The sequence below is a fragment of the Acinetobacter sp. ANC 5414 genome, assembly GCF_013004295.1.
Classification (GTDB): Bacteria; Pseudomonadota; Gammaproteobacteria; order Pseudomonadales; family Moraxellaceae; genus Acinetobacter.
Genome location: NZ_JABERM010000025.1, coordinates 37,750 through 51,331 on the forward strand (window position 1 = coordinate 37,750; position 13,582 = coordinate 51,331).

At 39.5% G+C, this 13,582-nt stretch carries 10 protein-coding genes and 2 pseudogenes; 4 read left to right on the forward strand and 8 right to left on the reverse strand.

Going from position 1 to position 13,582, the window contains the following annotated elements; genetic code table 11:
• Positions 1–152: 152 nt before the first annotated feature.
• The 3 genes from HLH18_RS16220 to HLH18_RS11280 form a co-directional block, all read right to left on the reverse strand.
• Entirely contained in the window at positions 153–287 is a 135-nt protein-coding gene (locus tag HLH18_RS16220) for a hypothetical protein (RefSeq protein WP_284729610.1), read from the reverse strand.
• Positions 280–1,494, reverse strand: a complete 1,215-nt coding sequence (locus HLH18_RS11275; RefSeq protein WP_171546908.1) for an MFS transporter — start codon at positions 1,492–1,494, stop codon at positions 280–282. Before HLH18_RS11275 ends, HLH18_RS16220 begins: the two co-directional genes overlap by 8 nt.
• Positions 1,495–1,652: 158 nt before the next feature.
• On the reverse strand, positions 1,653–2,735 hold the full coding sequence (locus HLH18_RS11280) for an OmpW/AlkL family protein (RefSeq protein WP_171546909.1): 1,083 nt from the start codon (positions 2,733–2,735) through the stop codon (positions 1,653–1,655).
• 417 nt (positions 2,736–3,152) lie between these two features.
• Between HLH18_RS11280 and HLH18_RS11285 the strand changes: the two genes are divergently transcribed.
• Positions 3,153–3,332 carry a hypothetical protein gene (locus HLH18_RS11285; RefSeq protein WP_131286867.1) on the forward strand — a complete coding sequence of 60 codons (180 nt, stop codon included), beginning with the start codon at positions 3,153–3,155 and terminating at the stop codon, positions 3,330–3,332.
• 66 nt (positions 3,333–3,398) lie between these two features.
• On the opposite strand, the pseudogene HLH18_RS11290 reads toward HLH18_RS11285, so the two are convergent.
• The 4 genes and pseudogenes from HLH18_RS11290 to HLH18_RS11305 form a co-directional block, all read right to left on the reverse strand.
• Positions 3,399–4,857: pseudogene (locus HLH18_RS11290) on the reverse strand (sensor domain-containing diguanylate cyclase).
• A 183-nt stretch (positions 4,858–5,040) separates the two neighbouring features.
• On the reverse strand, positions 5,041–5,829 hold the full coding sequence (locus HLH18_RS11295) for an A1S_2505 family phage non-structural protein (RefSeq protein WP_171546910.1): 789 nt from the start codon (positions 5,827–5,829) through the stop codon (positions 5,041–5,043).
• Positions 5,830–6,063: 234 nt separating this feature from the next.
• A pseudogene (locus HLH18_RS11300) lies at positions 6,064–6,378 on the reverse strand (IS982 family transposase); the annotation flags it as partial.
• A gap of 90 nt (positions 6,379–6,468) precedes the next feature.
• Positions 6,469–7,173, reverse strand: a complete 705-nt coding sequence (locus tag HLH18_RS11305) for an SIMPL domain-containing protein (protein WP_171546911.1) — start codon at positions 7,171–7,173, stop codon at positions 6,469–6,471.
• A 472-nt stretch (positions 7,174–7,645) separates the two neighbouring features.
• On the opposite strand from HLH18_RS11305, the gene HLH18_RS11310 reads away from it, so the two are divergent.
• Both HLH18_RS11310 and HLH18_RS11315 read left to right on the forward strand, forming a co-directional pair.
• Positions 7,646–9,019 (forward strand): diaminobutyrate--2-oxoglutarate transaminase, encoded by a 1,374-nt coding sequence (locus HLH18_RS11310; protein WP_171546912.1) that lies wholly within the window; start codon positions 7,646–7,648, stop codon positions 9,017–9,019.
• Between the two features lie 3 nt (positions 9,020–9,022).
• The gene (locus HLH18_RS11315; protein WP_171546913.1) at positions 9,023–10,555 is read left to right on the forward strand and encodes a pyridoxal phosphate-dependent decarboxylase family protein; all 1,533 of its coding nucleotides are present in this window, start codon (positions 9,023–9,025) and stop codon (positions 10,553–10,555) included.
• A 250-nt stretch (positions 10,556–10,805) separates the two neighbouring features.
• Here HLH18_RS11315 and HLH18_RS11320 read toward each other — a convergent pair whose 3' ends face one another.
• The gene (locus tag HLH18_RS11320; protein WP_171546914.1) at positions 10,806–11,858 is read right to left on the reverse strand and encodes a Rieske 2Fe-2S domain-containing protein; all 1,053 of its coding nucleotides are present in this window, start codon (positions 11,856–11,858) and stop codon (positions 10,806–10,808) included.
• 606 nt (positions 11,859–12,464) lie between these two features.
• On the opposite strand from HLH18_RS11320, the gene HLH18_RS11325 reads away from it, so the two are divergent.
• A complete protein-coding gene (locus HLH18_RS11325) occupies positions 12,465–13,490 on the forward strand; it encodes a substrate-binding domain-containing protein (RefSeq protein WP_131286841.1) in 1,026 nt (341 codons plus the stop codon).
• The last annotated feature ends 92 nt before the right edge of the window (positions 13,491–13,582 follow it).

A 13,582-nucleotide genomic window follows, 5' to 3' on the forward strand; every position in this document is an offset into this window, starting at 1 on the left:
TCTAATCAAAAATGACCAAAATGCAAAATCAAAAGAAGTGCTAAACTTATGAAATAACAACGAAAAATAATTAAATTTATGATTATTAAACTTTTAATATAAACAGCAAAATAAAGCAGTTTTTTTGCTGTTTAAGTGCTGATTTTTAAGCATTAATGTGGACAGAATGCCTGATTGAAATATTCAAACAGTTGCGGTGTTTTGAACCACAATAGAATGGCTAGACTGAGTAAACCCAACACTGCTAAGCCAATCAGGATTTTTAAGCCACGTAGAGAATCAGTCATGAATCACAGCCTCCTCATTGACAAAGAAATGCACCAGTACACCCACCAGACTAAGCACGATTGAAAACATCCAGACCATATTGTAGTTGCCGGTCATGTCGTGATTGACACCACCGAGCCATCCGCCAAAGAATGAACCGACTTGATGGGTAAAAAATACCAGACCACTGAGCATGGAGAGGTATTTCACTCCGAACATACTCGCCACAATACCGTTGGTTAGCGGCACAGTCGATAACCAGAGTAATCCCATAATCACACCAAAGCCATAAATTGTCCATGTGCTTAAAGGCAGCGCCAAAAAGGCGATAATCGCAATCCCGCGCAAACCGTATAAACCCATGAGTAATCGAGGCTTGGAATATCGTCCACCGAGCCAGCCTGCACTATATGTACCGACAATATTAAATAAACCAACTAAAGCCAGAAAAATAGTACCGGTGGTGGCATTAAAACCATGATCAATCAGATAGCCGGGTAAATGAATGCCGATAAACACCACCTGAAAACCGCAGACAAAAAAGCCTAAGGCCAAGAACCAAAAGGGGATATGGTTTTTGGCAATCACCAGGATTTGTTTAAAACCTAAAGCGGGTTTATTGAGATCCACTGATGCCTGAGGCGCGACATACATAGGTGCTTTTAACATCCAGGCCAAGGGAATAATCAGGGCAATAAAAATCGCACTGACCACCAAGGCTGCTGACCATCCAATACTTTGTAAAAGTAGCAGGGTTGAGGGCAACATAATGAATTGCCCAAATGAACCTGCGGCACTGGCAATCCCCATCGCAAGGCTACGCTTTTCAGGATGCGCGGCACGTCCCACAGCAGAAAGTAAAACCGGGAAAGATGTCGCAGATAGGGCTAAGCCCAAGATTAGACCGACACTTAAATTTAGCATTAAGGCTGTGGAACTGAAGGCCATCAGCAATAAACCGATGCTGTATAAAGCACCGCCCACTGCAACTACAATTTTACTGCCATATTTATCGGCAAAAGCGCCGGTGATGGGTTGTACCGCACCCCAGATTAAGTTCTGCATCGCAATGGCAAGACTAAAGACATTATGTCCCCAGCTAAACTCATGACTCATAGGTACAAGATACAGCCCAAAAGCATGTCGTACCCCTAGGGATAACGCCAGAATCAGCGCACTTCCAATTAACATGTAAATAAGAGGTTTGGAAAAACGGGTATCTGACATAATTCATCCATTCTGCGATTGCGATGTCGCTATGTTATTCGATTTTGAAAAGGGAAACGATTCAATAAAACTTAAACAAAAGATAAAATTAAATTATAGCAAGTTTTATGAAATCAAAAAAAGACGACATAAAGCCGTCATTTTTCTCAATGAAAAAATTAGAAGCGAATACCTACACCTGCATAAGCCAATAAAGGGTTAATCTCAATCTCGGCTTTGGATCGGATTAATGCACCGTGGGTCGCATCGGACACGGTAATCGTGGTTTCATTTTTCATATGCGCGTAGGAGACTGAACCGACCGCGAACCATTTATCATTAAAGTCATAGGTAAAACCTAAGGTGGCAATAGGTGTAATGGTATCGGTTGCTTCCAGGTTCACTTGAGGATTGGCTTTGCTTAGTTTGCCCTCTAGAGAAGCCCCAGCATTACCTTGTTTAATATAGGCAATCATGTGACCGGCTGCAATTAAATCCTGTTCGGTACGCGGGTTGATTTCCAGTTCATTAAAGTATGCATACATCACGCCTAAACCGACATAAGGGCGGAATTTATTAACACCGGTTTTCCCAAAGTGATATTGGAATTCAAAGGCAGGTGTCCAGGCACGAGCTGTGGCAGCAGCGCCATGAGCTTCTAAATCCGTAATAAAAATATCGTTTTGCAAATCAATATTGAGAAATTCTAAGGGTAAGTTACCAATTTGCGGTGTGGCCACAGCAGAAAAAGGTGCATAAATTTTGCCTTTACCCTGTAAGTCGACTTTAGGGGGAATACCGGCTTTCATTTCAAAGGAAACGTGATCAGTAAAGAAGTAATTGGTCATGATCCCCAAGGTCATGACATCATCTGCCTCCAGACCTGTACCTGAGTTATTCCATTCCTCCAGTCCCTGAATCTGTGAGCTACCACTGAGTCCGCTTCCCAACTGACCTTCGGTAAAAAAGCCTATTCCTTCTAATGCAGTCGCAAGAGCTTTTTGATTTACATTCGGATTAAGGTTGTTTAAGACGGTGTCGACCTGAATATCACCATTCTTGGAAACTTCACCATTTTTAACTGCAGTATTGACTTGGAAGGGTTGGGCTTTACCTTGCGGCATAACATGTAGCGCGCCGACAGAAACAGAAAAGCGTTTAAAACCGTCTCCATCTTGTAAACTAAAATAAGGGGAATTGGCATAGCTTATTGCAGGTACAGCAGCAAGAGACGACATAATACAAAATAACGACTTGTTCATTCAGGGACTCCATGTCCATTTTACGTTTATAAGTTTTTTTCTGGTTTTGATTATATGATTGAAAAATCACCTGAATGTTGCTAAAAAATATAAGTCTGGTTGTGTTCCTGTAAATAATTAGATGATTTGTTTCAATAAGATAGCTAATTGACTTATTGGTAATAGAAATATTTTTGCAAAATTGATCAGTTTTAAATGTAGTTAAATATTCGATAATTAAGAAAATATTCATCTATTTTTAGAATATTTTGAGTGTTTTATTTCTCTTATTGCTGTTGAATAATTTGAGCATCAATCGGGATGAAATACGTGTTTGAATTTGCAAAAAACAGCGCATTAAACGATTTAAAAAATCCGATCTCGCACTTAAAGGCATTTTTCCGTACAATATGCCTCAGAAATCCTTGAGTGAATCACATGAGCACCCAAAATACTCCCAAGAAAAAACCATTGGTCAATTTGCCTTTTCCTGTAAAAAAAGAGACTGAGCAAAATACGGATGAAGTGTTAGAGGAATTACGTCCACGTCCGCAGCGCTATGCTGATCGCACCTGGATGCCACCTCGTGGCACACGCCGTTCGATGGGTAAGCGTTAAGTTTTCAAATAAAAAAGCCATGGTTTTTGCCATGGCTTTTTTATTTGGGTATTACACTTTGCATGATTAAAGATCATTAAGTATTGGTTTTCTTCTATTATGCTTAAGATAATGATTTCTTTTGTCCTGATACATGGCCATGTCAGCCCGTTTTAGCATATCTTCCATGCGTTCATCGAGATGATTGGTCGCATAACCCATGGATAGGCTAATCGGTTGATTGGAATAAAATTGGTTATCTACCAATAAAAGTTCTTGCAGGCTTTGCAAACAGTTTTGTAGCGCTGCTTCATCAGCACCCGGCAACAATATGACAAACTCATCGCCCACCAATCCGGCAGGCAGAATAAAGGGTTTGATGAACCACCTGGTTTAATACGTTGCCCATGCGTTGTAATAAGCTATCACCCGCATCATGACCTAACTGATCATTGAGTTCTTTTAATCCATTCATATCCATAAAAATACAGGATACGGGATGCTGCCTATTGCGTTGTAACTGATTTAATTCAGTTGTATAAAAAGAACGGTTATACAGTTTGGTCAGCACGTCGTGCTTACCTAAATATTCCAGATACTTTTCAGCTTTTTTACGCGCGGTGATATCGGTGAGTGCAACCTGAACCATTCCCCAATTATCCAGGTAATCGGGGAAGACTGTAAATTGCAGCAGTACGTGGCGGATGCTGCCATCTAACGCATAATTCACGGCTTCACGCTGATGGTGAATATTGCCATTCCAAAGCTCGATTAATTGCTCTCGAAAGGTTTGAGTCATTTCCTGAGCAAAAACTTTATGCATGTTTTTAAACAAAACCTCTTTATTCGGTGCGCCAAATAATTCCAGTGTTGCCTGATTGACATCAATAATCAAAATCTCTTTGATGCACTCATGCACGAAATCATTATGCACATCTAAAAAAGTGCTGAAGTCTTCAATACCTAAATCACGTAATTGATCTAATTTAATTTTGATCCGGCTAAAATCTTCCACCCAAAGTGAGGTCGGTGAATAAATAAAGCGGGCTTCCGCGAGATGTCGGCTTTTTTCTTCAAGACGGCAGGCTTCGGTATAAGCAGTAATATCTTCAGTCGTAATTAACAACAATGATAAATCGTGTTCATGTTGCGGCAGTACAATGCCTTTGAGCTGGATATCGAGACGTTCACCGGTCAGGGTGTAGTTCACCGCGGAATTGGAAAACTGGGTTTCGCCATTCCATAAGGCAAGCAGTTCCTTGACATGGGTTTTGCTCATGTCTTCTTTAAAGACTAAATCAAGATTTTGATGTAAATGTTCAAAGTCCTTGGCTTGATACAGTTCCAGGGTTTTAGAATTTACTTTTAATAATTTAATTTTTCTTGCACATTCAAGTATTCGGGATTCATCTTGTTGTAGAAAATCTAACAGATCTTGGACACCCTGTTCACGCCAAATATCAAATTGTTTTTTAACTTCACTATAGTCTTCAAGCCACATTGCAATGGGAGATAGTTCGAAAAAGGGGGAGTCCAGCATTTCCATTCAAGCAGCTCTTATTTTTTATTTAAGTTTAAGAATGAAGTATAGAGTGAAAAAAATAATTTGGAAATAATGTGATAAGTAAAATAATATTTTTGCTTAATGGTGGTTATGTCACGAATTACAATTCAGCAGAGCTAAAAAAAGCCAATTCGGAAATTGGCTTTTTAAAAAGAAATATTAAAATTAACGACTTTTTTTGCGTGCTTTATTTTCAGGTTTAGGTGCAGGAATTTCCCGTTCACCTTGCCAAACATCAATAAAATCTTTTTCATTAATATTGTACAGTTCGAGTAAAGCTAAAATCACACCGCCAAACATCATCGGGCCTTCAGAGTTACTTTGCCATTCAAATATTTTGCCATTTAGAACATGTAAAATATCTGAAATTTCAAAACTACGATCACGGCCATTGCTGTCGGTTGGGTAGATTTGCGTATTTAAAATAATTCTTGCGGCACTTTTTTCATTTTCAGATAAATCCAGACCGGTAACAACGTCATCATCACGGGTTGAAAAAATCACATCATCGTTAAAAACAGTTCTTAAGAAATGCCGGGTCAGCTTGGGTAAAGCTCTTTCGACAAAAGGACGGAACGAACTTGGGAAAATTACATTATGTGAAATGCCTTTGAACATAGGCGCAATTTCTTCGGTTTTATAGCCTGCGATCCCACAACCAATTGAGGTGATAAAATAGGTCATCTTGGGATGGTTTTTGGTGTAAATCTTGAAATCATCAATATAGTGCTGAATTTGCGACAAGGGCATTTGTTGCAAATGCTCGTTCATGGTCGGAATGGCATAGCTTTGCCCGGACCAACCGCGACCTACACCTGTCATTGCACCAAAGTGCTCAAGCGCAGTACGTGCAGCTCCACCTGCATGCTGTCCTGCCATATTGCTGCCAAAAACAAACACAGTATCTTCAGGTAAGCTTTTTACAATATTTTCATCGTGATAGTGATATGACATAGCTAAATACAATCGTGATGGTCTTTCATTCATGTTGCAATTGAAATGGCAGATGGTCAAGTGAAAGATCAGGATTTTTAAAATTAGAATGAAAGTTAGCGTCTCTGATGAGAAAAAAGATGATTTTGCAAGAAAAGAGGTTTTGCAAAGATTTTAGCTGATCTGATGGGATAAAAGCATCTAAGTAGCCCGAATCCTGTTTAAGCCAATGATTCCATTACTCGAATAGTTGGAATAATTACTTTGATGACCTTTCATCAAAGTAAAATGTAAGGCATATAAAGCAAGTTGATGGCTATTCATCAAGTGGATCATGCGCTGGTACCAATGTAGACTTTTATCTTGTTTTAATGACGTAAAAAATGCTTTGAATTTATTGAAATGTGAAAATTTATACCAAATCGCAATAAAAATAATTTCTGAAAGACTCAGCTAAGTAGTTCGAATTTTTATACAGTGATGATGCTGTTTGAGAAACTTCCAGTAAATGGACTCAAACTTTAGAAAGAAATCGTCAACTACACAGAATAATTCGGTGCTATTAAATATAAGGACTAGAGTTGTGAGTTTTGTGTGGTAACTCAACTGATGGTTCTAGTCCTTCTATTTTTCAAGTCAATTTCTTATCCGAGATTTGGGTTATTTAAATTGAATCGACCCATTGGCGTTCACGGTGATTTTAGATTCACCCGCTGCTACGTCTTGAGCATCGACAGCTTCAGCACCTGAAAATTTCGCCATGTTGGCACGCATCATGACCGGTTGTGGGTACTGACCACTGGTATTCAAATTAAGATTAACCAGGTTATAACCCGATTTATTCCAGGCTTGGCTGAGCATTTGTGCACGTTGCTGGAAGTTTTTTGAAGCTTCAACCATCAGCTCATTCTCAACTTTTTTACGTTGTGCATCTGAAACGTTAAAGTTAATCGATTGAGTCTGGAAGTTTTGTTGAAGTTCACCGATCAATTGGCTTGCTGCTTTAAAGTTAGTACTTTCAATCTGAATTTCTGCACGACCACGCCATTCTTTTAACTTGCGGCTGTCATTGTCATAAATTGGATAAGTGGTTTGAGAACCGGTTTCTACTTTAACCTGTGGATATTTTCTGGCTAAAGCCATGGCTTGATTCATTAATTGCGTGATTTGTGACGCAAGTTCTGCAGGTTGTTTATGGCTTTTTTCAATGTATAAAACTGCATGCATTTCATCATTTGACACTTGGCGTGCGGCTTCTGCTTGTACATTGACGACGTTGTAATTCAATTGTTCATTTTGTTGAGCAAAGGCAGTTGCACTGAAAGTAGAGGCTAAAACCAGACTTGAGAGAGTTAAATAACGCATTTTTTTGACCTATTTTTGTAAGTGAAATTTGAATCTATATTGATGATATTAAAGTGTGTTTATGGTGAATTTTAGTAGAGTTTGTTGTGGTATTGTAAAGACAAGCTCAAAAAATCCCCTCCATTTTTATTTATGAAATTTAAGAAAAATTATACACTTATAACTTAATTTGAAAGAAGTTTTACTTTATTACACGACTTTACCAATAAAAGCATAAGAAAATGAGGTTTTCTTTCCCCTGTCACAATGTAAGATGATAATTCAACCTCTAGATTAGCTTGATATTTTTTTTGATGAATTAGGACGGATAAAGTGCCGAAAGTTGTTTATTTTTTAGAAAAATTCGGTATCATCCGCCCTCTAGTTATGACAAATAAATTGAAGTCTAACTAGAACTATAAAGCACCGAGTCAAAAGACCGCAAGTCACCCGACTTATTTCTTTTAACCCATATCAGAGATGGTAATTCGATATGAGCGTTTCTTCTGTAAATCCTGCCCCTAAGTCTACTAACGAATACTATTTGACTCGCCAAAGCCAGATGGAATCCAATGTTCGTAGCTATCCACGTAAATTGCCGTTAGCGATAGCAAAAGCCTTAGGCTGCTGGGTTACTGATGTTGAAGGTACTGAGTACCTCGATTGTTTAGCTGGGGCAGGGACATTGGCTTTGGGCCATAATCACCCTGCGGTCATCCAAAGTATTCAAGACACTTTAGCAAGTGGCTTGCCATTACATACTTTAGATTTAACAACGCCTTTAAAAGATGCTTTTACTGAAGCATTACTTGAGCAATTACCTGGTGGTAAAGAAGAGTATTGTCTACAGTTCTGTGGTCCGTCTGGTGCAGATGGTACAGAAGCAGCAATTAAATTAGCAAAAACCTATACAGGTCGTAGTACTGTGATCAGCTTCTCTGGTGGCTATCATGGGATGACGCATGGCGCTTTAGCCATGACAGGTAACTTGTCTGCTAAAAATGCGGTAAATGGCTTAATGCCAGGCGTACAGTTTATGCCGTATCCGCATGAATACCGTTGCCCATTGGGTCTTGGCGGTGAAGCAGGTGTAGATGCTTTAACTTACTTCTTCGAAAACTTTATTGAAGATGTAGAAAGTGGTGTAACCAAGCCAGCAGCCGTGATTCTTGAAGCAATCCAAGGTGAAGGCGGTGTGGTTACAGCCCCAACCAAATGGTTGAAGAAAATCCGTGAAGTGACTGAAAAACACAACATCGTGCTTATTCTTGATGAAGTTCAAGCCGGTTTCGCACGTTCAGGTAAAATGTTTGCCTTTGAACATGCAGGGATTGAACCTGACGTTGTGGTGATGTCAAAAGCAGTCGGTGGTAGTTTACCGCTTGCAGTACTTGGTATTAAACGTAAGTTTGATGCTTGGCAGCCTGCTGGTCACACAGGAACTTTCCGTGGTAACCAATTGGCGATGGGTACTGGTCTTGCAACGATCAAAACCATTAAAGAGCAAAATCTTGCGCAAAATGCACAAGAGCGTGGTGACTTCTTACAAGCTGAATTGAAAAAATTAGCAGTTGAATTCCCATGTATCGGTAACGTACGTGGCCGTGGTTTGATGATTGGTGTTGAAATTGTGGATGAACGCCAACAAGCCGATCACATGGGTTCATTACCAGGTGATTCTCAATTGGCTGCTGCGATTCAAGCTGCATGTTTCGACAACAAATTGTTGCTTGAAAAAGGTGGTCGTAACGGTACAGTGATTCGTTTGCTTTGCCCACTCATCATCACGCATGACGAATGTGTTGAAGCGATTGCTCGCTTTAAGAAAGCAATTGCTGAAGCGCTTATTGCTACTCGAGGCGCATAATACATGGTAGATTTTGCAGAACACCGTAAAGCGTTATTCTGCAATGATGCAGGTTCTATTGCTGACTATCAGTCAGCAATGGACGAAGCGGTAAAAGCCGTTTCAGCATGGTTGCAAAACGACAAAATGTACACTGGCGGCAGCATTAAAGAGCTACGCAGTGCAATTGCATTTCATCCTTCAAAAGAAGGGATGGGTTTACACAAATCTCTTGAGCGTATGGTTGAGCTTTTCTTAAATAAAAGCTTGAAAGTACATCATCCGAATTCACTTGCGCATTTGCATTGCCCGACCATGGTCGCGAGCCAAATTGCAGAAGTGTTGATTAATGCAACCAACCAGTCTATGGACTCATGGGATCAAAGCCCTGCCGGTTCATTGATGGAAGTTCAGCTGATTGACTGGCTTCGTCAAAAAGTCGGTTATGGTGCAGGTCAGGCAGGTGTATTCACTTCTGGCGGTACGCAATCGAACTTGATGGGCGTTTTGCTTGCACGTGATGCTTGCATCTCGAAAAACTGGAAAGACGAAAACGGTAATCCGTGGTCTGTTCAGCGTGATGGTATCCCTGCGGATGCGATGCGTAACGTTAAAGTGATTTGTTCTGAAAATGCGCATTTCTCTGTGCAAAAGAACATGGCGATGATGGGCATGGGCTTCCAGTCTGTAGTGGCTGTTCCTGTGAACGAAAATGCACAGATGGATGTTGTTGCTCTCGAGCAAATCATGGCGAAACTACAAGCAGAAGGCAAAATCGTTGCATGTGTGGTTGCGACTGCAGGTACAACCGATGCCGGTGCTATCGATCCATTAAAAGCGATTCGTGACATCACCAACAAGTATGGCGCGTGGATGCACATCGACGCAGCATGGGGTGGGGCACTGATTCTTTCGAATGAGTTCCGTACAATGCTGGATGGTATCGAGTTGTCTGATTCTGTGACACTTGATTTCCATAAGCATTATTTCCAAACCATTTCTTGTGGCGCGTTCTTGTTGAAAGATGAAGCGAACTACCGTTTCATGCATTATGAAGCTGAGTACTTAAACTCTGCTTATGATGAAGAACATGGCGTTCCAAACTTGGTGTCTAAATCATTACAAACAACCCGTCGTTTTGATGCGTTGAAATTGTGGATGACGGTTGAGGCACTCGGTGAAGAGCTTTATGGTTCAATGATCGACCATGGTGTGAAGTTGACCCGTGAAGTGGCTGACTACATCAATGCAACTGCTGGTTTAGAGCTGCTGGTTGATCCACAATTTGCTTCTGTATTGTTCCGTGTGATTCCTGAAGGCTACCCAACAGAATTGCTTGATACATTAAACCAGAACGTGGCAGATGAATTGTTTGCACGTGGTGAAGCAAATATTGGGGTAACTAAAGTGGGTGATGTTCAATCATTGAAGATGACTACACTTAGCCCTATTGCAACTTTAGATAACGTGAAGAATCTTTTACGCTTAGTGTTAGAAGAGGCTGATCGTATCAAAGGTCCAATTCAAGCCGGTACATATAAACCTGCCATCGACTAATCGATGTAGTTGTTTATTGTATTAAAGAAAAGGAGATCAATTGATCTCCTTTTCTTATTGTAGGCCTAACTTTTAGCTCTATTTAAGGAATTTATGCGACGGCACCGTCTCATATTGTGAATAAATTTTTAAATTGAGTTACTTAGAGGGTGCCTTGCTTTTTAAGGATGAAAAGTAGCAAAAATCCTTTGTTGCACTTAAGGAACTTCCTTTTGAAATCATTTTAAGATTGATTGATACTCGTAGAAATCTAGGCCGCAAAGAGCGGACTAAACCCCATTTTCCTCAGTAGTTTTCGATACATACTTGAACTGCGATCTGCTGGAAAGTGAGCTTCTAATGATAAATCCAGTGGTAGATATTCAGGCTTTTGATTTTCTACGATTAAACGATCTTCCTCAAAAATTTTTAAATTAAACTCATAAGCATCTTCAACTGGTAAATCTTTGTCATAATTACGGCAAATCGGTGCAAATAGCCGTGTCGACCGCGCTGTCATGGGAGATGCTGCATTCATAATGACTTGTCGTGCATCGTTGGGAAAATGAATGGTTAAAGTTGCGGTAAAGGGTAAGCTGATTTCAAAATGTCTGAGCCATTTAAAATCTTGCTGACCACGTTGATCTAGTCCAATCGGATAACGTCCAACACCACTGATATAATCTGCAGAAAAGCCATAATCGGTTTCAGTCGTTGTATAGTCTGGTACTTCCACATTGTCCGGATCGCCAAAAGTATCTGGATGCACCCAGGCAAAATGAGCCACATCAATAAAGCCTTCGAGCTGTCTTCCTGCAAAGCAGTTAATGTCTACTTGGGGGCAGACTAGTTGCTGGTATTCAGCATCATCCCAAAAGGGCATGACTGGAATATTGGGTTCAGCATCTTTTGCTGCAGTCAGCGAACACCAAATCAAACCATAACGTTCCACCGCAGCATAAGTTTTTAGATTAAAGCGAGCTGAAATCTTGTGTTGAGGATGTGCTGGAATACGGTTGCATTTGCCTTCACTACCAAATCGTAAACCATGATAACGACAGACTACACCTTGACCATCATTTTTCCCCAAGCTTAAAGGGACACCCCGGTGAGGGCAGGCATCTTTGGCAACAATTAACTCACCATTCATTTTATAAATCACCAGTGGCATATCCAGTAACGTGGTTCCCAGCGGCTGATCGGTAATATTACGGGCTAGAGCAATCGGATACCAATGTTGCGCTAATAAATGCCAATCATGTTCCTCAAACGTCATATGTACGGGTAAATCAGGATTAAAAGTGGTAATATTTTTACTATTCATAACTGAATCTTTTTTTCTTGATCTTGAGTTTGAATATAAAACAGCACTCCATTCTATGAAATTTCAATTAACTTGATTGGTGATTGCAAAAATTAGAACAGTGAGGCAATTTTGAAAATCAAATAAAGGAAATGAACATAAGTCGTCATGGTTTCATTTAGGTAGGGGATATGGGCAGCAGCAATCGACTAAGGTCAGGGTGTTATTAAAAGAGGTTTTTTAGACTTTTTCTTTGTCAGTAAAAATTTAATCAGACACTCTTTGTAAGTTCAAAAAATAAAATAGATATGAAGTAAATTTATCAAAATGATGGGATACATAAATCAATGCTTGAATAATAAGCAATGATTTTTGATGACAGTAAATGAATTATTACAATTATAATGCTGTAAAAATAAAAAAATTATCAGATTAAATGTGATGTTATTTATTGATTTATATAAATTTATAATTATAAAAAAAAGACTTTTTTAATTATCATTAAAACGTCACATAGCTGTAACTTCTTTGTCATATTATAAAATCAAAATGCAGCTATCGAAAAAGTACAAAACTTTATAAAAAAGTAGCGTACTTCAAAATTGCATCTAATGAAGAGAGAAGAGAATGCGCTTAAATCACATCGCACTTGCTTTAGTAGTTTCAGGGGCAGCTGTAGCAACAACAGCAAATGCAGCTCGTGACACCATCCAGATCGCTGGTTCTTCAACTGTTCTACCTTACGCAAGTATTGTAGCAGAAGAATTTGGTAACACTTTTCCACAGTTTAAAACACCTGTTGTAGGTTCTGGTGGTACATCTGGCGGTTTGAAGCAATTCTGTCAAGGCGTGGGTGACAACACCATCGACATCGCCAATGCATCTCGTAAAATTAAAGATTCTGAATTAGCTGCATGTAAAAAAGCAGGCGTGAATCAAGTGATTGAAATTAAAGTGGGTTATGACGGTATTGTATTTGCGTCTAATTCAAAGAAAGCGTCTTATAAATTACGCCCACAACATGTATTTGCAGCGCTTGCAGCAGAATTACCGTCAAACGGTAAATTGGTTGCAAACCCGTATACACGTTGGAACCAAATTGATAAAGCACTTCCAAATGAACCAATTACATTGGTAATTCCAGCATCTAACCATGGTACACGTGAAGTGTTCCAAGAAAAAATGGTTGAAGCAGGTTGTGAATCTTACGCATATTTCAAAAATTTAGACAAAGATGCACAGAAGAAAGCATGTTCTACTTTCCGTAAAGACGGCAAAGTGATTGAAATTGCAGGCGACTATACTGAAACACTGGCACGTTTAAAAACTTCTCCAAGTGCGGTAGGCGTATTTGGTCTAGGTTTCTATGATCAAAACCGTGACAAATTACGTGTAGCGACAGTAAACAATGTTGTGCCATCAGAAAAAACGATTCTGAATGGTTCTTACCCAGTATCACGTCCATTGTACTTCTACGTGAAAGGTGAGCACCTTAAATCAATCAAAGGCTTACAACAATATTCTGAATACTTCTTAAGTAAGAAAGTTTCAGGTAAAGGTTCTAAGTTGGAAAAAGCGGGTCTGATTTCAATGTCTGATAAAGAACGCGCAAAAATTCTTGCAGCTTTAAAAGCTGGTAAAGCAGTTAAGTAATTAGAAATGAACGAGCTGGTGCTAGAGAATTTCTAGCATCAGCTTTTTTGCATAGACAAGGTTTTTTCAAAGCATGAAAATTGAAAAAATGC

What these genes read in the sequence shown, in the direction of transcription:
- HLH18_RS16220 (WP_284729610.1), bottom strand. Translation starts at nt 287, where the DNA reads ATGACTGATTCTCTACGTGGCTTAAAAATCCTGATTGGCTTAGCAGTG.
- HLH18_RS11275 (WP_171546908.1), bottom strand. Translation starts at nt 1,494, where the DNA reads ATGTCAGATACCCGTTTTTCCAAACCTCTTATTTACATGTTAATTGGA.
- HLH18_RS11280 (WP_171546909.1), bottom strand. Translation starts at nt 2,735, where the DNA reads ATGAACAAGTCGTTATTTTGTATTATGTCGTCTCTTGCTGCTGTACCT.
- HLH18_RS11285 (WP_131286867.1), top strand. Translation starts at nt 3,153, where the DNA reads ATGAGCACCCAAAATACTCCCAAGAAAAAACCATTGGTCAATTTGCCT.
- HLH18_RS11295 (WP_171546910.1), bottom strand. Translation starts at nt 5,829, where the DNA reads ATGTCATATCACTATCACGATGAAAATATTGTAAAAAGCTTACCTGAA.
- HLH18_RS11305 (WP_171546911.1), bottom strand. Translation starts at nt 7,173, where the DNA reads ATGCGTTATTTAACTCTCTCAAGTCTGGTTTTAGCCTCTACTTTCAGT.
- HLH18_RS11310 (WP_171546912.1), top strand. Translation starts at nt 7,646, where the DNA reads ATGAGCGTTTCTTCTGTAAATCCTGCCCCTAAGTCTACTAACGAATAC.
- HLH18_RS11315 (WP_171546913.1), top strand. Translation starts at nt 9,023, where the DNA reads ATGGTAGATTTTGCAGAACACCGTAAAGCGTTATTCTGCAATGATGCA.
- HLH18_RS11320 (WP_171546914.1), bottom strand. Translation starts at nt 11,858, where the DNA reads ATGAATAGTAAAAATATTACCACTTTTAATCCTGATTTACCCGTACAT.
- HLH18_RS11325 (WP_131286841.1), top strand. Translation starts at nt 12,465, where the DNA reads ATGCGCTTAAATCACATCGCACTTGCTTTAGTAGTTTCAGGGGCAGCT.